21 protein-coding genes are annotated in these 23235 nt (G+C 73.4%); 14 read left to right on the top strand and 7 right to left on the bottom strand.

Annotation, left to right across the window (positions count from 1 at the left end; genetic code table 11):
* The first annotated feature begins 89 nt into the window (after positions 1-89).
* The 7 genes from LRS07_RS20405 (at position 90) to LRS07_RS20375 (ending at position 7799) form a co-directional block, all read left to right on the top strand.
* Positions 90-1133, top strand: coding sequence for an ArsJ-associated glyceraldehyde-3-phosphate dehydrogenase (locus LRS07_RS20405; RefSeq protein WP_260502186.1), 1044 nt, complete (start codon positions 90-92; stop codon positions 1131-1133).
* Positions 1134-1142: 9 nt separating this feature from the next.
* Positions 1143-2351 (top strand): organoarsenical effux MFS transporter ArsJ, encoded by a 1209-nt coding sequence (arsJ, locus tag LRS07_RS20400; protein WP_260499747.1) that lies wholly within the window; start codon positions 1143-1145, stop codon positions 2349-2351.
* Positions 2352-2353: 2 nt separating this feature from the next.
* A complete protein-coding gene (locus LRS07_RS20395) occupies positions 2354-2689 on the top strand; it encodes an ArsR/SmtB family transcription factor (RefSeq protein ID WP_260499746.1) in 336 nt (111 codons plus the stop codon).
* 40 nt (positions 2690-2729) lie between these two features.
* A complete protein-coding gene (locus LRS07_RS20390) occupies positions 2730-3224 on the top strand; it encodes an arsenate reductase ArsC (RefSeq protein ID WP_260499745.1) in 495 nt (164 codons plus the stop codon).
* Between the two features lie 5 nt (positions 3225-3229).
* Entirely contained in the window at positions 3230-4303 is a 1074-nt protein-coding gene (gene arsB / locus LRS07_RS20385) for an ACR3 family arsenite efflux transporter (RefSeq protein ID WP_409450570.1), read from the top strand.
* A 115-nt stretch (positions 4304-4418) separates the two neighbouring features.
* Entirely contained in the window at positions 4419-6662 is a 2244-nt protein-coding gene (locus LRS07_RS20380; protein ID WP_260499743.1) for a PhoX family protein, read from the top strand.
* 24 nt (positions 6663-6686) lie between these two features.
* Entirely contained in the window at positions 6687-7799 is a 1113-nt protein-coding gene (locus LRS07_RS20375) for a choice-of-anchor D domain-containing protein (protein ID WP_260499742.1), read from the top strand.
* Here the strand turns inward: LRS07_RS20375 and LRS07_RS20370 are convergent.
* From LRS07_RS20370 to LRS07_RS20355, 4 genes are all read right to left on the bottom strand, one after another.
* On the bottom strand, positions 7765-10020 hold the full coding sequence (locus LRS07_RS20370) for a PhoX family protein (RefSeq protein WP_260499741.1): 2256 nt from the start codon (positions 10018-10020) through the stop codon (positions 7765-7767). The genes LRS07_RS20375 and LRS07_RS20370 overlap by 35 nt on opposite strands.
* Before the next feature lie 92 nt (positions 10021-10112).
* Positions 10113-10919 (bottom strand): BPSS1780 family membrane protein, encoded by an 807-nt coding sequence (locus LRS07_RS20365; RefSeq protein WP_260499740.1) that lies wholly within the window; start codon positions 10917-10919, stop codon positions 10113-10115.
* On the bottom strand, positions 10919-11965 hold the full coding sequence (locus LRS07_RS20360; protein WP_260499739.1) for a homoserine kinase: 1047 nt from the start codon (positions 11963-11965) through the stop codon (positions 10919-10921). The genes LRS07_RS20365 and LRS07_RS20360 overlap by 1 nt, the downstream gene beginning before the upstream one ends.
* Before the next feature lie 87 nt (positions 11966-12052).
* Positions 12053-12364 carry a hypothetical protein gene (locus LRS07_RS20355; RefSeq protein WP_260499738.1) on the bottom strand — a complete coding sequence of 104 codons (312 nt, stop codon included), beginning with the start codon at positions 12362-12364 and terminating at the stop codon, positions 12053-12055.
* A 75-nt stretch (positions 12365-12439) separates the two neighbouring features.
* Here LRS07_RS20355 and polA point away from each other — a divergent pair, with 75 nt between their 5' ends.
* Positions 12440-15214 (top strand): DNA polymerase I, encoded by a 2775-nt coding sequence (gene polA, locus LRS07_RS20350; RefSeq protein ID WP_260499737.1) that lies wholly within the window; start codon positions 12440-12442, stop codon positions 15212-15214.
* 60 nt (positions 15215-15274) lie between these two features.
* On the opposite strand, the gene LRS07_RS20345 is transcribed toward polA, so the two are convergent.
* On the bottom strand, positions 15275-16213 hold the full coding sequence (locus LRS07_RS20345; protein ID WP_260499736.1) for a hypothetical protein: 939 nt from the start codon (positions 16211-16213) through the stop codon (positions 15275-15277).
* Here LRS07_RS20345 and LRS07_RS20340 point away from each other — a divergent pair.
* The 3 genes from LRS07_RS20340 to LRS07_RS20330 are packed head-to-tail and all read left to right on the top strand — an operon-like array spanning position 16191 to position 17839.
* The gene (locus tag LRS07_RS20340; protein ID WP_260499735.1) at positions 16191-16619 is read left to right on the top strand and encodes an SUMF1/EgtB/PvdO family nonheme iron enzyme; all 429 of its coding nucleotides are present in this window, start codon (positions 16191-16193) and stop codon (positions 16617-16619) included. The genes LRS07_RS20345 and LRS07_RS20340 overlap by 23 nt on opposite strands.
* A 42-nt stretch (positions 16620-16661) precedes the next feature.
* Positions 16662-17444, top strand: a complete 783-nt coding sequence (locus tag LRS07_RS20335) for a HipA family kinase (RefSeq protein ID WP_260499734.1) — start codon at positions 16662-16664, stop codon at positions 17442-17444.
* Positions 17445-17446: 2 nt separating this feature from the next.
* The gene (locus LRS07_RS20330; protein WP_260499733.1) at positions 17447-17839 is read left to right on the top strand and encodes a DUF3037 domain-containing protein; all 393 of its coding nucleotides are present in this window, start codon (positions 17447-17449) and stop codon (positions 17837-17839) included.
* A 37-nt stretch (positions 17840-17876) separates the two neighbouring features.
* Here LRS07_RS20330 and recJ read toward each other — a convergent pair whose 3' ends face one another.
* Both recJ and LRS07_RS20320 read right to left on the bottom strand, forming a co-directional pair.
* Positions 17877-19598, bottom strand: a complete 1722-nt coding sequence (gene recJ / locus LRS07_RS20325; RefSeq protein ID WP_260499732.1) for a single-stranded-DNA-specific exonuclease RecJ — start codon at positions 19596-19598, stop codon at positions 17877-17879.
* A 10-nt stretch (positions 19599-19608) separates the two neighbouring features.
* Positions 19609-20532, bottom strand: coding sequence for a hypothetical protein (locus LRS07_RS20320; protein WP_260499731.1), 924 nt, complete (start codon positions 20530-20532; stop codon positions 19609-19611).
* A 115-nt stretch (positions 20533-20647) separates the two neighbouring features.
* On the opposite strand from LRS07_RS20320, the gene LRS07_RS20315 reads away from it, so the two are divergent.
* The 3 genes from LRS07_RS20315 (at position 20648) to lolD (ending at position 23234) form a co-directional block, all read left to right on the top strand.
* Positions 20648-21223 carry a hemerythrin domain-containing protein gene (locus tag LRS07_RS20315; RefSeq protein WP_260499730.1) on the top strand — a complete coding sequence of 192 codons (576 nt, stop codon included), beginning with the start codon at positions 20648-20650 and terminating at the stop codon, positions 21221-21223.
* 69 nt (positions 21224-21292) lie between these two features.
* Positions 21293-22552 carry a lipoprotein-releasing ABC transporter permease subunit gene (locus LRS07_RS20310; protein WP_260499729.1) on the top strand — a complete coding sequence of 420 codons (1260 nt, stop codon included), beginning with the start codon at positions 21293-21295 and terminating at the stop codon, positions 22550-22552.
* Complete coding sequence (lolD, locus tag LRS07_RS20305; protein WP_260499728.1) at positions 22545-23234, top strand: lipoprotein-releasing ABC transporter ATP-binding protein LolD; 690 nt, start codon at positions 22545-22547, stop codon at positions 23232-23234. The genes LRS07_RS20310 and lolD overlap by 8 nt, the downstream gene beginning before the upstream one ends.
* The last annotated feature ends 1 nt before the right edge of the window (position 23235 follow it).

Genomic DNA, 23235 nt, shown 5'->3' with positions numbered 1-23235 from the left:
CGGGGCGCCGCCCGTCACGGAACCGTCACAACGCCCGCCAATAATTCGACGGTTATCGAATTGACGAAGGGAAGGCGATGGCGGGCGACCTGCGGGTGGGCATCAACGGGCTGGGCCGCATCGGCCGGCTGGCGCTGCGGGCGGCGCTGGGCGCCGCGCACCGGCCGGCCGACGACCCGCGTGCGGGCAACCGGCTGCCCGTGGTGCACCTCAACGAGCTGAAGGGCGGCGCGGCCGCGACGGCGCACCTGCTGCAGTTCGACAGCGTGCAGGGCCGCTGGCGTGCCGACATCGAAGCCGAGGGCGACGACGCCATCCGCATCGGCGACCACCGGCTCGGCTTCTCGGCCCACGACTGGCCCGCCGCCATCCCCTGGGGCGACCTCGGCGTGGACGTCGTGCTGGAGTGCACCGGCAAATTCCTCACCCCCGAGACGCTGCAGGGCCACCTCGACCGCGGCGCCAAGCGCGTCATCGTCGCCGCGCCGGTGAAGGTGGGCGACGTGCTGAACATCGTGGTCGGCGTCAACCACGGCGCCTACGACCCGGCCCGGCACCGCATCGTCACCGCCGCCTCCTGCACCACCAACTGCCTGGCGCCGGTGGTCAAGGTGGTGCACGAGGCGCTCGGCATCCGCCACGGCCAGATCACCACGATCCACGACCCGACCAACACCAACGGCGTGGTCGACGCGCCGCACAAGGACCTGCGCCGCGCCCGCAGCGCGCTGCTCAGCCTGGCGCCCACCACCACCGGCAGCGCCACCGCCATCACGCTGATCTACCCCGAGCTGAAGGGCAAGCTCGACGGCCACGCGGTGCGCGCGCCGGTGCTCAACGCCTCGCTCACGGACGCCGTCTTCGAGCTGAACCGTCCGACCACCGCCGAGGAGGTCAACCGCCTCTTCGCCGAGGCCGCCCGCGGCCCGCTGGCCGGCATCCTCGGCGTCGAGACCCGGCCGCTGGTGAGCGCCGACTACGCCGGCGACACCCGCAGCGCCATCGTCGACGCGCCGTCCACGCTGGTCACCGACGGCACGCTGCTCAAGGTCTACGCCTGGTACGACAACGAGATGGGCTACGCCTGCCGCATGGTCGACCTGGCCTGCCACATCGACGCGATGGGCGTTTGAGGAGGCCGCATGACCTCCGGCACCCGGAACTACGCCATCGTCACCGCGGCCTACTGGGGCTTCACCCTCAGCGACGGCGCGCTGCGCATGCTGGTGCTGCTGCACTTCTACCGGCTGGGCCATTCGCCGTTCACGCTGGCCTTCCTGTTCCTCCTGTACGAGGCCATGGGCGTGGTGGCCAACCTGGTCGGCGGCTGGCTGGCCACCCGCTTCGGCATCGCCCGCATGCTGGCGGTGGGCCTGGCCACGCAGATCGCCGGCTTCCTGCTGTTGTCGGCGCTGTCGCCGGACTGGACGGCCGCGGTGTCGGTGGCCTGGGTCGTGGTGGCGCAGGGCGTCTGCGGCGTGGCCAAGGACCTGACCAAGACCGCGAGCAAGTCCGCCATCAAGGCGACCGCCGGCGACGCCTCGGGGCGGCTCTTCAGGTGGGTGGCCTTCTTCACCGGCAGCAAGAACGCGATGAAGGGTCTGGGCTTCTTCCTCGGCGGCGTGCTGCTGCAGGCGCTCGGCTTCCAGGCCGCGCTGTGGACCCTGGCCGGGCTGCTGGCGCTGGTCTTCCTCGGCGTCGTGGCCTTCGTGCCGCCGCTGATGGGCAAGGGCCGGGCGTCGTCGTCGGCGCGCGAGCTGTTCGCCAAGCAGCGCGGCCTCAACCTGCTGGCCGCCGCCCGCCTGGTGCTGTTCGGCGCCCGCGATGTCTGGTTCGTCGTCGGCGTGCCGGTGTTCCTCTACGCCTCCGGCTGGACCTTCACCATGGTCGGCGCCTTCCTCGCGTTGTGGACCATCGGCTACGGCGTGGTGCAGGCCGCCGCCCCGGCGCTGGTGCCGCGCAGCGGCGACGGCCTGAGCGCTGAGGTGCCGGCCGCCCGCTGGTGGTCGGCCGGCCTGGCGCTGGTGCCGATGGCGCTGGCGGTGCCGGTGGTGCTGCAGGTGCCGCACCTGGAGTGGGTGGTGGTGGCCGGGCTGGGCGTGTTCGGTGTCGCCTTCGCCGTCAATTCCTCCATCCACTCCTACCTGGTGCTGGCCTATGCCGGCTCGGAAAAGGCGGCGGAGGACGTCGGCTTCTACTACGCGGCCAACGCCATGGGCCGCTTCGTCGGCACGCTGCTGTCGGGCCTGCTCTACCAGTGGGGCGGGCTGGCCTGGGCACTGGCGGGCTCGGCGGCCATGCTGACGGCCTGCTGGGCGCTGACGCTCGCGCTGCCGGTGGACAAGGGTTGAGCATGGACGAAGCCGTCGCCGTCGCCGCCCTGGCCGCGCTGGCGCAGCCGATGCGCCTGCGGGTCTTCCGCGCGCTCGTCGGCGCCGGCCCCGACGGGCTCACGCCGGGGGTGCTGTCCGCCTCGCTCGGCGTGCCGGCCTCCACGCTGTCCTTCCACCTCAAGGAACTGGGGCATGCCGGACTGGTGACGCAGGAGCGCGACGGCCGCCACCTCATCTACCGACCGGCCATCGGTCACATGAACGGGCTGCTGGACTACCTGAGCGCGCACTGCTGCCAGAGCGGGCCGGTCGCAGGCTGCACGCCGCATCCCGTCACCGGTTGCACCGACTGCTGAACCGTCGTCCGTCGTCCCATCCACCCGTCCAGGAGCCGCCATGAGCGACAAGGTCTACCAAGTTCTCTTTGCCTGCAGCCACAACTCGGCCCGTTCCATCCTGGCAGAGGGGCTGCTCAACAGCCTGGCCGCCGGCCGGTTCAAGGCCCACTCCGCCGGCAGCCATCCGTCGGGCATCGTCCATCCGATGGCGTTGCACACGCTGCGCCGCATGCGCATCCCGGCCGACGGTTTCCGCAGCAAGGACTGGGCGGAGTTCGCCCGGCCTGAAGCGCCCGCCATGGACTTCGTCTTCACCGTCTGCGACAACGCCGCCGGCGAGGTCTGCCCGGTGTGGCCCGGCCAGCCGATGACGGCGCACTGGGGCGTCGCCGACCCCGCGGCCTTCGTCGGCAACGAGGAGCAGACCGAGCGCGTGTTCTGGGACACGGCCCTGGTGCTCAAGCGCCGCATCGAGCTGATGCTGGCGCTGCCCATGCAGGCGCTGGACCGCCTGGCCCTCCAGCGCGAAGTGCGCGACATCGGCACCCGGTGACCACGATGCGCGCCGTCACCGCGGCCGGGCCGCCTGCAGCCCCCGCCTCCATGAGCGTCTTCGAGCGCTGGCTGACCCTGTGGGTGCTGTTGTGCATCGTCGCCGGCATCGCGTTGGGACAGTGGTTTCCGTCGCCGTTCCACGCGCTCGGTCGCATGGAGGTGGCCAGGGTCAACCTGCCGGTCGGCCTGCTGATCTGGGTCATGGTCGTGCCGATGCTGCTGAAGGTGGACTTCGGCGCGCTGCGGCAGGTGGGCCGGCACTGGCGCGGCATCGGCGTCACGCTGTTCGTCAACTGGGCGGTCAAGCCGTTCTCGATGGCGCTGCTGGCGTGGGTGTTCATCCGCCATGTCTTCGCCCCCTGGCTTCCCGAGGATCAGGCCGATGGCTACGTCGCCGGCCTGATCCTGCTGGCCGCGGCGCCCTGCACCGCCATGGTCTTCGTCTGGAGCCGGCTCACCGGCGGCCATGCGCTGTTCACGCTCAGCCAGGTGGCGCTGAACGACACCATCATGGTGTTCGCCTTCGCGCCCATCGTGGCGCTGCTGCTGGGGCTGTCCTCGATCACGGTGCCGTGGGACACGCTGCTGACCTCGGTGGTGCTGTACATCGTCGTGCCGGTGATCGTGGCCCAGGCCTGGCGGCGCGCCCTGTTGCGCCGCGGTCCGGCGGCGCTGGAGGCCGTGCTCGCGCGGCTGGCCCCGGCGTCGATGGCGGCGCTGCTGGCCACGCTGGTGCTGCTGTTCGCGTTCCAGGGCCAGGCCATCCTTCGGCAGCCGCTGGTCATCGCCCTGCTGGCGGTGCCCATCCTGCTGCAGGTGCTCTTCAACGCCGGCCTGGCCTACTGGCTGAACCGGCGGCTCGGCGAAGCGCACAGCGTGGCCTGCCCGTCGGCCCTCATCGGCGCCAGCAACTTCTTCGAGCTGGCGGTGGCGGCGGCCATCAGCCTGTTCGGCTTCGAATCCGGCGCCGCGCTGGCCACCGTCGTCGGGGTGCTGATCGAGGTGCCGGTGATGCTGCTGGTGGTGCGATGGGTCAACGCCAGCCGCGGCTGGTACGAACGCGGACGTTCCGCCTGAGGCGCCGCCCGGGTGCCCGGCGGGCTGTCACCCCGCGGTCACGTTCCGGTCACTGCACGTTCATGGCCGCTGCATAGCCTCTCGCCCGCTTCCATTGAACGACGCGAAGGACTCCATGAACAAGCCCGCCGACCTCCCGCTGAGCCACATCGATCCCGACGACATCGGCTACAACGACTCCGCCAACCCGACCTTCGACAGCGTGCTGCAGGCCCGCCTGTCGCGTCGCGGTCTGCTGCGCGGCGGGGTCGGCACGGCGGCGACGGCGCTGTTCGGCAGCGTGCCCCTGATCGCCTGCGGCGGTGGTGACGACGCGCCGGCCGCGCCGAGCACCGTCACCGCGCTGGGCTTCACGGCGGTCGCCAAGAGCCTGGCCGACGCGGTCACCGTGCCGGCCGGCTACACCGCCACCGTGCTCTATGCGCTGGGTGACCCGCTGACCGCGGCCACGCCGGCCTACAAGAACGACGGCACCGACACCGACTTCGACAACCGCGCCGGCGACCACCACGACGGCATGGAGTACTTCGGCCTGTCGGCCAGCGGACAGCGCGACGACAACTCCTCCGAGCGCGGGCTGCTGGCCATGAACCACGAGGCGCTGACGCAGCACTTCCTGCACGCCACCGGCGCCAGCAACAACCCCCGGCCGGCGGCGCAGGCCGACAAGGAGATCCCGGCGCATGGCGTGTCGGTGGTCGAGGTCCGCCGGACCGGCAGCGCCTTCGCCTACGTCCAGGACTCGGCCTTCAACCGCCGCATCACGCCGCTGACCGAAGTGGAACTGGCGGGCGTGGCACGCGGCAACGCGCTGATGCGCACCAAGTTCTCCACCAACGGCCAGCGCGCGCGGGGCACGATCAACAACTGCGGCACCGGCAAGACCCCCTGGGGCACGCTGCTGACCGGCGAGGAGAACTGGAACGGCTACTTCCTGCGCTCGGCCGGCGACGATGCCGCCCGCGGCAACGACAAGAGCGTCGCCTCGCTGAACCGCTACGGCCGGGCGCAGAACTCGTCGTCGCGCCACGGCTGGGAGACTGCCGGCAGCGCCGACCAGTACCAGCGCTGGGTGCTGAACAAGACCGGTGCCTCCACCGACGGCACCGACGACTACCGCAATGAGCTGAACACCTTCGGCTACATGGTCGAGATCGACCCGTACGACAAGACCAAGGCGATCAAGAAGCGCACCACGCTCGGCCGCTTCGCCCACGAGAGCGCGGCCTTCGGCAAGCTGACCGCGGGCAAGCCCCTGGCCGTCTACATGGGTGACGACTCGCGCGGCGAGTACTTCTACAAGTACGTCTCCAACGCCAACTGGGCGGCCGCCGACGCCACCGCCGCCGACCGCATCGCCACCGGCGACAAGTACCTGGACGCCGGCAAGCTGTACGTGGCCAAGTTCAACGCCGACGGCAACGGCCAGTGGATCGAGCTGACGATCGCCAACCCGACCATCGCCGGCTTCGCCGGCTACGCCTTCGCCGACCAGGGCGACGTGGTGGTCAACGCCCGGCTGGCCGCCGACGCGGTGGGCGCCACCAAGATGGACCGGCCGGAGTGGTGCGGCACGCACCCGACCACCGGCGAGGTCTACTTCACGCTGACCAACAACTCCAACCGCAAGGTCACCGCCGGTGCCGGCCAGCAGGCCGTCGACGCGGCCAACCCGCGCGCCTACCAGGACGGCTTCAACGGCGGCGCGCAGGGCAGCCCGGGCAACTACAACGGCCACATCCTGCGCATCGCCGAGACCGGCGGCGAGCCCGGCGCCACCACCTTCAAGTGGGACGTCTACCTCTTCGGCGCCCAGGCCCAGCGCGATGGCAACAGCGCGCTCACCGACGCGCAGTACGGCAACCTGGTGAACCTGCACGCGCTGACCGCCGAGCAGGACTTCTCCAGCCCCGACGGCCTGGTCTTCAGCCCGAGCACCGGCATCTGCTGGATTCAGACCGACGACGGTGCCTACACCGACGTCAGCAACTGCATGATGCTGGCCGCCATCCCCGGCACGGTGGGCGACGGTGCCAAGCGCACGCTCGACTACGGCGGCGGCACCACGGTGGACACCTACGCCGGCAAGGCGCCGACGGCCACGACGCTCAAGCGCTTCCTGGTCGGCCCGAAGGACTGCGAGATCACCGGCCTGGCGGAAACGCCGGACGGCCGGGCGCTGTTCGTCAACATCCAGCACCCGGGCGAAACCATCTCGGCGGCCAACGTGGCCAACCCCAACAGCTACCTCAGCCACTGGCCGGCCAACGCCGGCTACGGCGCGGGCGGCACGCTGGGCCGGCCGCGCTCGGCCACCATCGTCATCACCCGCACCGACGGCGGCCGCATCGGCGCCTGATCGGCCACCCCCCGCGGAGGCCGCATGCCGCGCGCCCTGCGTCGAAGCCACCGGCCCCCGCCGGTGGCTTTTTTCATCGCCGCCGCGGTGGCCTCGCCGGCGGTCGCGCAGGACGCGGTGCGTGGCGCGGGCCTGTACCTGCAGTTGCCCGCGGCGGCGAGCTGCGTCGCCTGCCATGGGCCGGACCTGCTGGCCAACCGCAACGGATTCCTGAGGGCCGCCGACCGGCCCGAGGTCTTGCAGCGGGCGTTGAACACCGTGTCGGCCATGGGCTACCTGCAGCCGCACCTCGGCGTGCAGGAGGTCGCCGACCTGGCCGCCTTCCTCGGCCGCGTGCTGCCGCTGGCCGCCGGCACCGCCGCGCTGGAGGCCTGGCCGCTGGTGCTGGACTTCGGCAGCGTCGTGCCGGGCGCGGTGTCGCCGGTGCAGACGGTGGCGCTGCGCAACCGCGGCGGCACGCCGCTGCCCCTGGCCGTGCAGCCGCAGGGCGACGGGTTCCTGCTGGCCCACGACTGCCCCTCCACCTTGCCCGCCGGTGCGCGCTGCAGCCTGTCGCTGCGCTGGCAGCCGCCGCAGGCGGGGCCGGGTCGCACCGGCGTCGTCGCCGTGACCAACCCCGCCACCGCGCAGCCGGTGCTCGTCGCCATGGTCGGCCGGGCGCCGGCCGCGGCGGGCGCGGTGCTGCACTGGCAGGGCGAACCCGGCGGGCTGGACTTCGGCACGGTGCCGGCCGGCGAGGTGCGCACGCGAACGTTGCAGCTCCTCAACGCCGGCAGCGCCCCGGCGGTGCTGGGCACCACCACGGTCATCGGGCCGCAAAGCCCGCGCTTCGCGACCGCCGGTTGTGCCACCGGCACCGTGCTCGCGCCCGGGCTGGGCTGCGCCATGACGGTGACGCACACCGGCGGCGGTCAGGCCGCCGACGCCGTCCTGCAGACGCGCTCCGACGGCGCCAACCCGGCGGCGCTGGCCTTGTCGGCCGCCGCGCCGCCGGCACCAGCCCCGTCGGCGCCGGCGCCGGCGCTGCCCGCCGACGACGGCGGGGGTGGCGGCGCGGCCTCGGGCGCCTGGCTGGTGCTGCTGCTGTGGGCCGTGCTGGCGCTCACGAGCCGATCAAACCGCCGTCGTCCTTCGTGATCATCACCGTGGCCGAGCGCGGCCGCGCCACCGCGCCGCCCGGGCCGTAGGGCGCCGACAGGCCGCCGCCGTTGCCCGGCCAGTGGCTCTCGTACCGCGACGGCTCGCCGATGGCCGTGGCCGGCGTGTTCTCGCCCGGGTGCTGGATGTTGACGAAGAGGGCCCGGCCATCGGGCGACTCGGTGACGCCGGTCACCTCCGCACCGCGTGGCGCGACCAGGAAGCGGCGCAGCGTGGCCTCGGTCATGCGCCGGCCGACGTGCGTCCGCACCGGCACCTCGGCCTGCACCGACGGATCGGGGCTGCCGGCGGCCTCGTTGGCCACCACCACCTCGGCGCCATCGCCCACGCGTCCCGGCACCGCGGCCAGCAGCATGCAGTTCGTGACGTCGGCGTAGGTGTTGTCGTCGGTCTCGATCCACAGGATGCCGGTGGTCGGCGAGAACCAGCAGCCGTCGGGCTTGGACAGGTCGTTCGCATCGGTCAGGCCGGAGAGGTTGACGTTGCGCTGGTAGTGCGCGTCGTCCAGCCCGGCGTCGGCCCGGGCTTGCGCGCCGAAGAGGAAGACATCCCAGCGGAAGACTTCGGCCGCGGCGTCGTCGCCCTGCTCGCGCAGGCGCAGGATGTGGCCGTTGACGTTGCCCTTCTGCTCCCGGCCTTGTCGCAGGTCGCGCCAGTGCCGCGGGTTGGCGGCGTCCAGCGGCGCGTGCGGCACGTCGTTGGCGCTGCGGCCGGTGTTGCCCCGGTCCGGGTTCTCGGTGCAGGTGACGTAGACCTCGCCGTTGGCCGGGTTCACCGCCGTCCACTCCGGCCGGTCGAGCCGGGTCGCGCCGACGGCGTCGGCGGCCAGGCGGGCGTGCAGCACCAGTTCGTCGGCGCGCTGCAGGCCGGCGGCGCGCACCGCGGGCTGGTCCGGGTCCAGCCGCAGCCAGCGGCCGCGGCCGTCGGCGTCGAAACGGGCCGCGTACAGCGTGCCCTCGTCGAGGTACCGGTCGCCGGCCTCGAGCCCGCCGCGTGCATCGGCCGGCGACCAGGTCGCCCGCGAGACGAACTTGTAGAGGTACTCGCCGCGCGCGTCGTCGCCCATGTAGAAGGCCAGCGGGCGGCCGGCCACCGGGCGGCTGGGCGTGGCGCCCTCGTGCGCGAAGCGGCCCATCGCGGTGCGCTTGCGCGGCGCGGCGTTGGGCGCGAAGGGGTCGATCTCCACCGGCCAACCGAAGGTGTTGGGCTCGTGGCGGAAGTCGCCCCCGGCTTCGGCGGCGCGCACGCTGGCGTCCCAGCGCGCGAACTCGGTGTCGTCGCCGGCGGTGCTCCAGCGGAACGTGTCGCGGCGGCCTTCACGCAGGCCGACCCGGCGCAGGCCCTTCGCCTCCAGCGGCGGGCGTGCCGCGTCGTCGCCGGCGCCGCGGGCGAAGTAGTACGCCCAGTTCTCCTCGCAGGTGAGGTAGGTCCCCCAGGGGGTGCGGTGCGCGGCGCAGTTGCTCAGCGTGCCGCGGGCGCGCGTGCCGTCGGTTGAGTACGCGGTGCGCGCCAGCGGGCTGCCGCGCAGCGGTCCGTGCAGGTCCACCGGCGTGGCGGCGGTGATGCGGCGGTGCAGGGGCGAGGCGGCCTGCCGCGCGAAGCGGCCGTCGGCGCCGCGGCGGATCTCGACCATCGACACGCCGTGGGCGTCGATCTCCTTGCGCACCTCGGCCGCCGGGCGGCGGCCGTCGGCGTCGCGCGTCGGCCCCTGCGGGTGCAGGAACATCACCGTGCCGTAGACGTTCTCGTGGTTCATCACCAGCAGCGCGCGGTCCGGCGCACGCGGGTCGTGGCGGCCGTCGGCACCGATGCCGAAGTACTCGATGGCGTCGTGGTGGTCGCCGGCACGGCGGTCGAAGCCGGCGTCGGTCCCGTCGTTGAGGTACTCGCCGACCGCGGGGTCCAGCGCGTCGCCGGTGGCGCAGAGCACCGTGGCGGTGTAGCCCGGCGGCACGGTGAGGCGGTCGTCGCGGTGCTTGGCCACCGGCGCGAACCCGAGCGCGGGCGTGCGTGTCGCCGGGGTCGCGCAGCCGGCCAGGCCCAGCGGCGAGAAGGCCGCCGCCGTCATCGCGGCCATGCCACCCTGCAGCAGCCGGCGCCGGGGCATCAGCGTCGAGAGGTGCCGGTTGCCGCTGTCGGGGTGCTCGCCGTCGTCGGGGTCGGCTTCGGCGGACGACGGGGCGAAGGGACGGTCGTTCATGTCGGGCATCCGGCGGCGGGTCGGGTCAAAGCAGCCGGGCGGACCCCAGCCGCGGCCGGCGTGACCAGGCCGCGGCAGCGCCCGGCGCCGCCTCAGTCCTGCGCGGCCGGCTCACCGGCACCGAAGCAGTCGACGAAGCTGAAGTACAGCGAGACGTAGAACGCCGCCGAGAACAGCAGGCTGGCCGCCACCGCCACCGGCCCCAGCACCACCGTCAGCCCGAGCAGCGAGAACAGGATGCTGGAGGCCACCGCCGCCGCCATCACCAGGCCCAGCCCGGCCAGCGCGTACAGCGTGAACGCGCCCTTGTTGCGCCAGCAGGCCAGCGTGCTCGAGAACAGCGACTGGGCCACCCCCTGGCCGCCCCAGGCCACCAGCGGCGGCGCATGCCAGAACGGGATCGACAGCAGCGCCGTCAGCCCCAGGCGCAGCCACACCGCCGCGATGAGCCGTCCGTCGTCGAGCAGCGCCTCCAGGTCCTGCGGCTGGGCGCTGTCGCTGGTCATCAGCTCGCGCACCCGGTCGAGACGGCCGCCATCGACCCATTCGCTGACGACCAGCACGGCCAGCATGGCGAGGCCGTACAGCGCGCACAGCTTGAGCAGCGTGGCGCGCCGCGGGCCGGGCGCCTTCAGCGGCGCGGTGAAGTGCGACAGCGTCGGCCGCTCGCCCTTCAGCGCCGCGCGGGTGGCGTTCATGTAGCCCAGCGACAGCAGCGGCAGCGCGGCCAGCGTCAGCGCCAGGCCGGGCCACGACAGCATCAGCAGCACCAGCGCCGCCAGCAGGAACAGCGACAGGAAGCCGGTGAAGGCGACGGCGCGGCGGCCGAAGGTGCGCAGGCCCATCCGCACCCACTGCACCCCCTGGGCGGGCGCCACGCGCTTGAGCTGAAGCCCCATCAGGCGTCGGCCTCGTCGACGGGTGCCGGGTGCCAGGGTTCGCGGCGGCGCGCGTCGAGCACGCGTTCGAAGTGCACCGGGTCGTGGGCCTTGAGCATCGAGGCCTCGCGCGGCAGGTGCAGGTCCCACAGCCGCGACAGCCAGAAGCGGAAGGCCGCCGCGCGCAGCAGCGCCGGCATCAGCCGCCGCTCGTCGCCGTGCAGCGGGCGCACGCCCTCGTAGGCGGCGACGAAGGCGGTGGCGCGGGCCTCGTCGAGCCGGCCGCTGTCCAGGTCGATGCACCAGTCGTTCAGGCACACCGCCAGGTCGAAGCCCCAGGTGTCGACACCGGCGAAGTAGAAGTCGAAGAAGCCGGACAGCCGCTCGCGGCCGGTCAGGCCGACGGCGGGCGCGTCGCCGGGCGCCGGGGCGGGCAGTTCGGCGGCGGCGTCGGGGCCGCCGTCGAACATCACGTTGTCGCGGAACAGGTCGGCGTGCACCGGCCCGCGCGGCAGGGCGGCGTAGGCGGGCGACGCCGCCAGCGACGCCTGGAAGGCCAGCTCGTCGGTCAGCAGGGCGCGCTGCGCGTCGGTGACGAAGGGCAGCACCTGCGGCACGGTCTCGCGCCACCAGGGCAGGCCGCGCAGGTTGGGCTGCACCAGCGGGAAGTCCTGCCCGGCCAGGTGCATGCGCGCCAGCATGGCGCCCACCTGCTGGCAGTGGTGCAGGTCGGGCGCCAGCTGGTGGCGGCCGCGCAAGCGGTCGACCACCGCGGCCGGCTTGCCGCACAGCGTGTGCAGGATGCGGCCGTGGCCGTCGGCGCGCGGCTCGGGCACCGGGATGCCGCGCTGCGCCAGGTGGCGCATCAGCTCCAGGTAGAAGGGCAGCTGCTCGGCGGACAGGCGCTCGAACAGCGTCAGCACCCAGTCGCCGCGTTCGGTGCTGAGGAAGTAGTTGGTGTTCTCGATGCCGGCGGCGATGGGCTGCAGCCCCGTCACCGGCCCCAGGGCCAGGCGTTCGGCCAGGGCCGCGGCATCGGCCGCGGAGACCTCGGTGAAGACGGCCATCAGCGCCGCCCGGCCGCCCGAAGGCGCGGGGCGCCCCCGCGGGGGGCAGCGAGCGCAAGCGAGCGTGGAGGTGCCATCCGGTCGTGCTTAGAAGGTCAGCACCTGCCACACCCGCTGGCCGAAGGCCGCGCTCGGCCGGTCCGGCCGCGAGGGGTCGGCCGACGGGTCGGTGGGCAGGATCTGGTAGGCCGGCGCCCGCGAGTTCTTCGGCGTCACCGTCACCTGCTGCACCCGGCCGCGAACGCGCAGCTCCTCGATGCGGGTCTGGTCGTCCTCGACCACCGAGCGCTGCACCGCGGGCTCGCCGGCGCGGGGCGGCGCCTCCTGCGCACGGGCCATGGACAGGCCGCCGACGCAGGCGGCCAGGGCCAGCAGGGGAAGGGCGTGGGCACGGCGCATGGCCTCGATTCTAGGAGGGGGCCGGCCACCCCCGGCGCCGGGGCGCCATCGGGCCTTGGCCGACAATCCGTCGCCATGAGCGCCACGACCGCCGACCTTTCCCTGTCCGACACCGCGGTGGCCGAGGCGGCCGGCGCCGACCTGCTGCTGCTGGTCGACGGCTCCAGCTATCTGTACCGCGCCTACCACGCGCTGCCCGACCTGCGCGGCCCCGGCGGCGTGCCCACCGGCGCGCTGCACGGCATGGTCGCGATGCTGAAGAAGCTGCGCGAGCAGTACCCCGCCAGCCATGCGGTGTGCGTCTTCGACGCCAAGGGCAAGACCTTCCGCGACGACTGGTACGCCGACTACAAGGCCCACCGCGCGCCGATGCCCGAGCCGCTGGCCGAGCAGATCGGCCCCATCCACGAGGTGGTGAAGCTGCTCGGCTGGCCGGTGCTGGAGGTGCCCGGCGTCGAGGCCGACGACGTCATCGGCACGCTGGCCTGCCAGGGCGAGAAGGCGGGGCTGAAGGTGGTGGTGTCCACCGGCGACAAGGACCTGGCGCAGCTGGTCACGCCCAAGGTGACGCTGATCAACACCATGAGCGGCGAGGTGCTGGACGAGGCGGCGGTGCTGGCCAAGTTCGGCGTGCCCCCCAACCGCATCGTCGACTACCTCAGCCTCATCGGCGACGCGGTGGACAACGTGCCCGGCGTGGACAAGGTGGGGCCGAAGACCGCCGCCAAGTGGATCGCCGAGCACGGCTCGCTCGACGGCGTCATCGCCGCGGCCGCCGGCATCAAGGGCGTGGCCGGCGACAACCTGCGCCGCGCGCTGGACTGGCTGCCGCAGGGCCGCCGGCTGGTGACGGTGGTGTGCGACTGCGACCTCGCCGCGCACGTCGCCGGCTGGCCGTCGCTGGACGAACTGGCCTTCAAGCCGGTGGACGCCGACGGTCTGCTGGCCTTCTACACCCGCTTCGGCTTCACCACCTGGAAGCGGGAGCTGGAGGCCGCGCGCAGCGCCGCCGCCGACGCACCGCCGCCGCCGGCGGTGGACGTGAAACGCGAGTACGAGACCGTGCTCACGATGGACGCGCTCGACCGCTGGACCCACCGCCTGCGCGCCGCGCCGCTGGCGGCGCTGGACACCGAGACCGATTCGCTGGACCCATTGCGCGCGCGCATCGTCGGCATCTCCTTCTCGGTCACGCCGGGCGAGGCGGCGTACGTGCCGCTGAAGCACGACTATGCCGACGCACCGGCGCAGCTCGACATGGCCACGGTGCTGGACAAGCTCAGGCCCTGGCTGGAAGACCCGGCCGCGCCCAAGCTCGGCCAGCACATCAAGTACGACGTGCACGTGCTGAAGCGCCATGGCATCGACGTCCAGGGTTATGTGCACGACACCCTGCTGCAGAGCTACGTGCTGGAGGCGCACAAGCCGCACAGCCTGGACAGCCTCGCCCAGCGCCACCTCGGCCGCAAGGGGCTGAGCTACGAGGACGTCTGCGGCAAGGGCGTCAACCAGATCCCGTTCTCGCAGGTGACGGTGGAACGCGCCACCGAGTACAGCGGCGAGGACAGCGAGATGGCGCTGCAGGTGCACCTGGCGCTGTGGCCGCGGCTGGAGGCCCAGCCCCGGCTGCGCGAGGTGTACGAGCGCATCGAGCTGCCGACCTCGCGCGTCCTGCAGCGCGTCGAGGCCAATGGCGTGTTGATCGACCGCGACCGGCTGGCGCAGCAGAGCCGCGAACTGGCCGAGCGCATGGTCGAGCTGGAACGCCAGGCGTACGAGCTGGCCGGCCAGCCCTTCAACCTCGGCAGCCCGAAGCAGATCTGCGAGATCCTGTTCACCAAGGCCGGCCTGCCGGTGATCAAGAAGACCGCCAGCGGCGCGCCGTCCACCGACGAGGAGGTGCTGGAGAAGCTGGCCCAGGACCACCCGCTGCCGGCACGGCTGCTGGAGCACCGCGGCCTGGCCAAGCTCAAGGGCACCTACACCGACAAGCTGCCGCTGATGGTGAACCCCGAGACCGGCCGCGTGCACACCACCTACGCGCAGGCGGTGGCGGTGACCGGCCGGCTGTCGAGCAACGAGCCCAACCTGCAGAACATTCCCATCCGCACGCCGGAGGGCCGCCGCGTGCGCGAGGCCTTCGTCGCGCCGCCGGGCCACGTCATCGCCAGCGCCGACTACTCGCAGATCGAGCTGCGCATCATGGCCCACATCTCCGGCGACGAGGCGCTGCAGCGGGCGTTCTCCGAACGGCTGGACGTGCACCGCGCCACCGCGGCCGAGGTGTTCGGCCTGCCGCCCGACCAGGTCAGCAGCGAGCAGCGCCGCTACGCCAAGACCATCAACTTCGGCCTCATCTACGGCATGAGCGCCTTCGGCCTGGCCGCCGCGCTGGGCATCGAGCGCAGCGCCGCCACCGCCTACATCGAGCGCTACTTCCAGCGCTACCCGGGCGTCAAGCGCTACATGGACGAGACCAAGGCGCAGGCGCAGGCGCAGGGCTACGTCGAGACCTTGTTCGGCCGCCGCATCGAGCTGCCGGAGATCCGCGGCGGCAGCGGCCCGCGCCGCGCCGCGGCCGAGCGCCAGGCCATCAACGCGCCGATGCAGGGCACCGCGGCCGACATCGTCAAGCTGGCGATGATCGCCGTGCAGGACGCGCTGGACGCGGCGAAGCTGCGCACGAAGATGATCCTGCAGGTGCACGACGAGCTGGTCTTCGAAGCGCCCGAGGACGAACTGCCCTGGCTGCAGGCCGAGGTGCCGAAGCTGATGGCCGGCGTGGCCCAGCTCGCGGTGCCGCTGGACGCCGAGCTCGGCTTCGGCGGCAACTGGGACGAAGCGCACTAGATGACCCACCCCCGTCGCGCCTGCGGCGCTCCCCTCAAGGGGGCGCCGTCAGTGGACCGGCTAAGCCGGATCCACGACGGCCGCTTGAATCGCCTCTTCGCTTCGCTTCATCGGCTGTCGTCCGGTGAGGTCGTCACCCTCCCCATCGACATGGACGGTCTGACCGATCCTTTGCGCATCCGGCGCGCGGACCGCGGGCTGCTGTCGCTGGCGCTGATGGACAGCCGCAACCGGCTGCTGCGCTGGCTGGCGGCCTTCGAGGCGGCGCTGCCGCACGTGCAGCGGGCCGATGCCGCCTTGATCGAGGCCGCCGACCCGCCGCTGTGGCTGATCGGCCATGCCGCCTGGTGGCAGGAGCGCTGGATCGCGCGCCACGTGCAGCGTGGCCGCGGACCGGCGGCCGAGCCCGGCACCGCGCCGCTGGCCTCGGTCGAGCCGCAGGCGGACGCGCGCTGGGACCCCCGGCAGCGCGGCCGGGCCGCCCGCTGGGCACTGGAACTCCAGCCCGCAGCGCCCACGCCGTCGGCGCTGCGCGGCTACCTGGCCGCCACGCTCGACACCACGCTGGAGCTGCTCGACGCGCTGCCGGCCGAGGCCACGGACGACGCGCTGCACTTCTACCGGCAGGCGCTGTGGCTGGAGGACGGCATCGCCGAACGCCTGGCGGAACTGGCGCAGGGGCTGGACCTGCCCGCCGAGCTGCAGGCGCCGTTGCGCGAGCCGCCGCGCGGACTGCCCGCGCGCGAACCGCTGCTGCTGCCCGCGCAGCGGGCGGTGATCGGCGCCCCGCGCGAGGCCGGTGGTTTCGTGCCCGAGGCCGAGCAGTGGGCCCATCCGGTGGAGCTGCCGGGCACGCAGATCGACGCCCAGCCGGTGAGCTGGCAGCAGTTCGCCGAGTTCGTGCAGGACGGCGGCTACGACGAGCGCGGCTGGTGGGGCGAGGCCGGCTGGGCCTGGCTGCAGCGCGAGCAGCGCCGTGCCCCGCGCCACGTCGCGCAATGGGGGGCCGGCGGGGCTGCTGGTGCAGCAGGCCGGTCGGCTGCTGCAGCTGTCGCCGCGAGGCGCCGCCTGCCATGTCAGCGCGCACGAGGCCGACGCCTGGTGCCGCTGGGCCGGCCGCCGCCTGCCCACCGGGGCCGAATGGGAAGCGGCCGCGCTGGCGTTCGGCGGGCGCGGCTTCGCCTTCGGCGACGTCTGGGAATGGACGCTCGGCACCGCCGGTCCCTACCCGGGGCATCGCCCGTCCGCCGCGCCGGTGCTGGGCGCGCTGCCCGGCGAGCGCGAGCGTGCCCTGCGCGGCGGCAGCGCGCAGACCGTGCCGCGGCAGCGCCATCCGCGTGTGCGGGCCTTCGCGCTGCCCAGCCACGACGGCATGTTCAGCGGCTTCCGCAGCTGCGCGCTGTAGCGTGCGGGTCGCCGGGCCGGTGCGCCGACAATCGACGCGCCCATGCCGCTTCGCACCGTCACCGTCACCCGCTACGTCACCCCGCTGCGCGAGGGCGGTTCGCTGCCCGCGGTGGTGGAGGCCGACGACGACGGCCTGTACGTGCTCAAGTTCCGCGGCGCCGGGCAGGGGGCCAGCGCGCTGGTGGCCGAGCTGATCGGCGGCGAGCTCGCCCGCGCGCTCGGCCTGCCGGTGCCGGAGCTGGTCTTCGCGCAGCTCGACGCCGACATCGCCCGCACCGAGCCCGATCCCGAGATCCAGGAGCTCATCCGTGCCAGCGGCGGCCTGAACCTGGCGCTCGACTACCTGCCGGGTTCGCTCAACTTCGACCCGCTGGCAATGCAGCCCGACGCCGCGCTGGCCTCGTCGGTGGTCTGGTTCGACGCCTTCATCAGCAACCTCGACCGCACGGCGCGCAACACCAACCTGCTGGTCTGGCACCGCGGCCTCTGGCTCATCGACCACGGCGCGGCGCTGTACTTCCACCACCAGTGGGACGGCGACGACGCACGCGCCGACCAGCCCTTCGCGCTCATCGCCGACCATGTGCTGCTGCCCTTCGCCACCCAGCTCGCCGCAGTGGATGACGCGCTGGCCGAGCGCCTGAGCGACGAGCGCCTGCAGGCCGTGCTCGCCGAGGTGCCCGCCGACTGGCTGGGCGAGACGGCGCACGCGGCGGAGGCCCGGCGCACGGACTACCTGCGCTACTTGCGCCGTCGGCTGCGGTCGCCCCGGGCCTTCGTGCAGGAAGCGCTGCGGGCCCACGCGGCCCAGGTGGGGCGGTGACGATGGCCACCTACGACTACGCCGTGCTGCGCGTCGTGCCCCGCGTCGAGCGCGGCGAGTTCGTCAACGTCGGCGTGCTGCTGTCGTGCGCGGCGCAGCGCTACCTGAAGGCCGCGATCGAGGTCGACGCGGCACGGCTGAAGGCGCTGGCGCCCACGCTCGACCTGGCGGCGGTCTGCGACGGCCTCGACGCCATCCGCCGCGTCTGCGAGGGCGGTGCGGCCGCCGGCGCTTTAGGCCGGCTGTCGGTGCGCGAGCGCTTCCACTGGCTGGTGGCCCCGCGCAGCGGCGTCATCCAGACCTCGCCGGTGCACACCGGCCGCTGCGACGACCTGGACGCCACGCTGGACCGCTTGATGCAGCGCATGGTGCGGCCGCCGGCCGACAGCCGCTGACCCGCGCAGCCGCGCGCGGGTCGGACACCGGGCGGCCCTACCCCAGCGCCTCGATCACCATCTGCACCCGCTGCTCGCCGCGGAACTCGTCCAGGCAGACGCGGTAGGCGAGCCTGGCGCGGTCGGGCACCGGTTCGACGCGGCCGAACCAGATGGCGTCGCGCAGCTGGCCGGCATGGCGCAGGCGCAGCTTGAGGTGCTTCTCGCCGACCAGGCGCTGGGCCACGACCTCCACCTCGTCGCAGAACAGCGGGGGCTCGAAGGCCTGGCCCCACACCTGCGCCTCCAGCGTGGCGACGGTGCGCGGCTCGAAGTGCTCGGCGGCCAGCGGGCCGTCGGTGCGCAGCCGTCGCTGCAGCGTCGCGGCGTCGAGCCATTCGGCGGCCACCGCCTGCAGCGCCCGGGCGAAGGCATCGAAGCCGCTTTCGGGGATGGTGGCGCCAGCCGCCATCGCGTGGCCGCCGAAGCGCAGCAGCAGGCCGGGCTGGCGCTTGCTCACCAGGTCCAGCGCGTCGCGCAGGTGGAAGCCGGCGATGGAGCGGCCGGAGCCCTTGAGGTGACCGTCCTGGCCCCTGGCGAAGACGAAGGTCGGCCGGTGCAGCCGGTCCTTCAGCCGTCCGGCGACGATGCCGACCACGCCCTCGTGGAAGTCCGGGTCGTACAGCGCCACCGCGGCCGGCGCCGGCGCGGTCTCGTCGGGCCACAGGCGTTCCAGCAGCACGGCCGCCTGCTCGCGCATGCCGTCCTCGACCTCGCGCCGTTCGCGGTTCACCGCGTCCAGCCGCTGCGCCAGGTCGGCCGCCTGGCCGGGGTCGTCGCAGAGCAGGCATTCGATGCCCAGCGTCATGTCCATCAGCCGGCCGGCCGCGTTGAGCCGCGGCCCCAGCGCGAAGCCGAAGTCGAAGGCGGTGGCCCGCGTGGGGTCGCGGCCGGCGACGGCGAAGAGCGCCGCCACGCCGGGCTGCATGCGGCGCTGGCGCACGCGCTTCAGGCCCTGCGCGACGAGCCGGCGGTTGTTGGCGTCCAGCCGCACCACGTCGGCCACGGTGCCCAGCGCCACCAGGTCGAGCAGGCTGTCCAGCCGCGGCTGCTGGTCGGGCGCAAAGGCGCCGCGGGTGCGCAGCTCGGCGCGCAGCGCCAGCAGCACGTAGAACATGACGCCCACACCGGCCAGGTGCTTGCTTTCGAAGCCGCAGCCGGGCTGGTTGGGGTTCACGATGACGGTGGCGTCCGGCAGCACCACCTGGCCGCCGCCGTCCAGTGCGGGCAGGTGGTGGTCGGTGACCACCACGTCCAGGCCCAGCGCGCGCGCATGCGCCACGCCGTCGAGGCTGGCGATGCCGTTGTCCACCGTCAGCAGCAGGTCGGGCGACCGTTCGCGCGCCAGGTCGACGATGGCCGGCGTCAGCCCGTAGCCGTGCCGGGCGCGGTCCGGCACCACGTAGGCCAGGGTGCCGGGCCGCGCGCCCAGCAGGGCCAGGCCGCGAAGGGCGACGGCGCAGGCGGTGGCGCCGTCGCAGTCGTAGTCGGCGACCAGGCAGATCCGCCGGCCGTGGGCGAGGGCATCGGCCAGCACCCGTGCGGCCTCCGCCGCGCCGTGCAGCGTGGTCGGCGGCAGCAGGTGCTGCAGGCCGTCGTCCAGCTCCGCCGCATGGCGCACGCCGCGGGCGGCGAACAGGCGCGCCAGCAGCGGGTGCACCCCCGCCTGTTCGAGCGACCAGGCCAGCCGCGGCGGCACGTCGCGGGCTTCGATCAGCATGGGCGCGCCCTCATCGCAGCGACGCCAGCAGCTGGGCCGGCGTGGGGGCCGCACCGAGGCCGAGGCCGGCCTTCAGCCGCTGCCAGGGTGACGCCGCGGCGGGCTGCAGGGTGACGCCGTCGCAGGCGCCGCACAGAACCAGCGACCGGTCCGCCGGCCAGGCGCGCAGGCGTTCGGCGTCGAGGGCGCCCCAGGCCTGTTGCCAGGCCGCCCAGTCGCCCGCCAGGAAGGGGCCGCGCAGCCGCTCGTCCAGTTCGGCGTCGCCGGTGGGGCGCTGCCGCGGGCCGCAGCCGCTCAGCCACACCGAGTTCACCGGCAGCCGGCCGGCGCTGTCGCGGGCCTCGTTGAGCGGGTGCGCGTGCAGCAGCATCTGCACCTCGTTCTGCAGCCGCCGCAGGTCGCGCGCGGCGGGGTGGCCGGCGTCGACGGCGCGCGGGTCGATGCGCTGCCCGATGCTGCGGTCCAGCGACGGCGCGCGCCAGTGGCGCAGCCGTTCGTGCGCCGCGTACCAGCGCAGCGGCGCGCCCCACAGCAGCACGAAGCCGTCGTCCTCGAACAGCGGCCTGACGGCGTCGAACAGCGCCCGCGATTCGCCTTCGCCGAGGTCGAGCATCGCGGGGTCGGTGACCACCACCTCGTCCAGCCCGACCTGCCAGTGCACCGGCGTCAGCAGCCCCCACACCCGGTCGCCGGGGTCGAGGCCGTCGCGCCCCATCGACCAGGCCGCCAGCGGCAACTCGCCGTCGGCGCCGGCCAGGCCGACGGCGCGCGCCAGCGCCCGCTCGTGCGGGGCGTTCAGGTCGTCCGCGGCGCCGTCGTCGCGGACCGCGCGGCGGCGCGCCAGCAGCGCCTGCAGGCCGGGCAGGGCCAGCGCCGGCAGCACGGCGTCGGCGAGGGCCGGCGGCGGCGCGGCGAAGGGCACGATGAGCGGCATGTGGGCACGGATTATCGGGGTCGATCCGGGCCGGCCCTGGGCACAGGCCTTGCCGAGTTGGTACACGAACACCGGCCCGCCGGGCCCTTCCAAGCCAATCGCCAGGAGATATTCAATGCCCGCCAAGAAGACCCAAGACGCCGTCGCCCTGCTGATCGAAGACCACCGAACCGTGCAGAAGCTGTTCAAGCAGTTCGAGAAGCTCTGCGAATCGGACGGCTCCGAGGAAGAGAAGGAGGCCCTGGCCCTGCAGATCTGCAGCGAGCTCACGGTGCACGCGCAGATCGAGGAAGAGATCTTCTACCCCGCCGCGCGCGAGGTGATGGACGAGGACGACCTGCTCAACGAAGCCGAGGTGGAGCACGCCAGCGCCAAGGACCTGATCGCCCAGATCGAGGAGATGGAGCCCACCGAGGAGCTGTACGACGCCAAGGTGACCGTGCTCGGCGAGTACGTGAACCACCACGTCGAGGAAGAGGAAAGCGAGCTGTTCAAGCAGGTCAAGAAGACCGAGCTCGACCTCGAGGCGCTCGGCCAGGAGCTGTCGCAGCGCAAGATGGAGCTGATGAGCGAGCTCGGTCTCATGGACGACGACGACGCGGTCGCCGAGGAGGAAGGCGCGGTGGCCAACGGCGCCGCCTCGGCGTCGAAGCCGGCGGCGAAGAAGTCGGCCGCCAAGTCGAAGAAATAAGCTCGGGCGGGTCCGGCGCGGACCGGACCGGCGGCGCCGTCGGGGGCTGCGGTTAGCATCGCAGCCCCTATGAGCCTCCCCTACGAGCTGGTCGTCGGCTGGCGCTACACGCGCGCCGGCCGCGCCGGCCGCCGCAACCGCTTCATCTCCTTCATCTCCGGCGTGTCGGTGCTCGGCATCGCGCTCGGGGTCGCCGCGCTCATCATCGTGCTGTCGGTGATGAACGGCTTCCAGAAGGAGGTGCGCGACCGCATGCTGTCGGTGATCGCGCACGTCGAGCTGCTCGACGCCACCGGCGAGGCGCTGCCCGACTGGCAGGCCACCGCCGCGCTGGCCCGCGAGGACAAGCGCGTCGTCGGCGCCGCCCCCTTCATCGCGGTGCAGTCGCTGATCGCGCGCGGCGACCTGATGCGCGGCGCCGTCGTGCGCGGCGTCTCGCCCGCCGACGAGCCCTCGGTCACGCCGCTGGCCAGGGAGCTCCAGCGCAGCGGCCTGCTCGACCAGCTGCAGGAGGGTGCCTTCCGCATCGTGCTCGGTGCCGAGCTGGCGCGGCAGCTCGGCGTGCGAGAGGGCGACCCGGTGACGCTGATCGCCCCGGGCGGCGCGGTCACGCCGGCCGGCGTGGTGCCGCGGCTGAAGACCTTCACCGTCGCCGGCACGTTCTCCGCCGGCCACTACGAGTACGACAGCGGCCTGGCGCTGGTCCACCTCGGCGACGCCGGTCGGCTGTACCGGCTGGCCGGGCCCAGCGGCGTGCAGCTGAAGCTGGCCGACGTGCAGGCGGCGCGCGAGGTCGGCCGCGACCTGCAGGCGCGGCTGGGCCGTGGCGTGCTGGTGCGCGACTGGACCGACACCAACCGCAACTGGTACGACGCGGTGCAGATCGAGAAGCGGCTGATGGGCATCATCCTCACGCTCATCGTCGCGGTGGCGGCCTTCAACCTGGTGTCCACGCTGGTGATGACGGTGACCGACAAGCAGGCCGACATCGCCATCCTGCGCACGCTGGGCGCGAGCCCGCGGTCGGTGATGGGCATCTTCGTCGTGCAGGGCGCGGCGGCCGGTGTCATCGGCACGCTGGCCGGCACCGTCGGCGGGCTGCTGGTGGCCTTCAACATCGGCACCATCGTGCCGGCCATCGAGCGGCTGCTGTCGATCAGCTTCCTGCCCGGCAGCATCTACCTCATCAGCCAGATGCCCAGCGACCCGCAGCGCGACGACATCGTGCCCATCGTCGTCACCTCGCTGGTGCTGGCCTTCCTGGCCACGCTGTACCCGAGCTGGCGCGCCAGCCGTGTCCAGCCCGCCGAGGCCCTGCGTTATGAATGAGGCGGTGGTCCTGCAGGCGCAGGGCGTCGAGAAGCGCTTCCGCGAAGGCGGGCTCGACGTCGCGGTGCTGCGCGGCGTCGACCTGGCGGTGCGCGCCGGCGAGACGCTGGCCATCGTCGGCGCCTCCGGCTCGGGCAAGAGCACGCTGCTGCACCTGCTGGGCGGCCTGGACGCGCCCAGCGCTGGCCGGGTGACGCTGGTCGACCGCGACTTCGCCGCGCTGTCCGCCGGCGAGCAGGGCCGCTGGCGCAACCACCACCTCGGCTTCGTCTACCAGTTCCACCACCTGCTGCCCGAGTTCAGCGCCCTGGACAACGTGGCGATGCCGCTGCGCATCCGCCGCCAGTCCGACGCCGACGCGCGCGAGGCGGCCGCCACGGTGCTGCGGCGGGTGGGCCTGGGCGAGCGGCTGGCGCACCGGCCGTCGCAGCTGTCCGGCGGCGAACGCCAGCGGGTGGCCATCGCCCGGGCGCTGGTCACCCGGCCCGCCTGCGTGCTGGCCGACGAGCCCACCGGCAACCTCGACCGCCGCACCGCCGACGGCGTGTTCGACCTGATGCTGCAGATGGCGCGCGACCTCGGCACCGCCTTCATCCTCGTCACCCACGACGAGCAGCTCGCCGGGCGTTGCGGACGCGTGCTGCGGCTGGTCGAGGGGCGGCTGCAGAGCGCCTCGGCCTGAG

Origin of the sequence: Aquabacterium sp. J223, assembly GCF_024666615.1 — a bacterium.
Lineage (GTDB): Bacteria > Pseudomonadota > Gammaproteobacteria > Burkholderiales > Burkholderiaceae_C > J223.
Note: the sequence above shows the minus strand (reverse complement) of the source record. Positions and strands in the feature narration are given on the sequence as shown.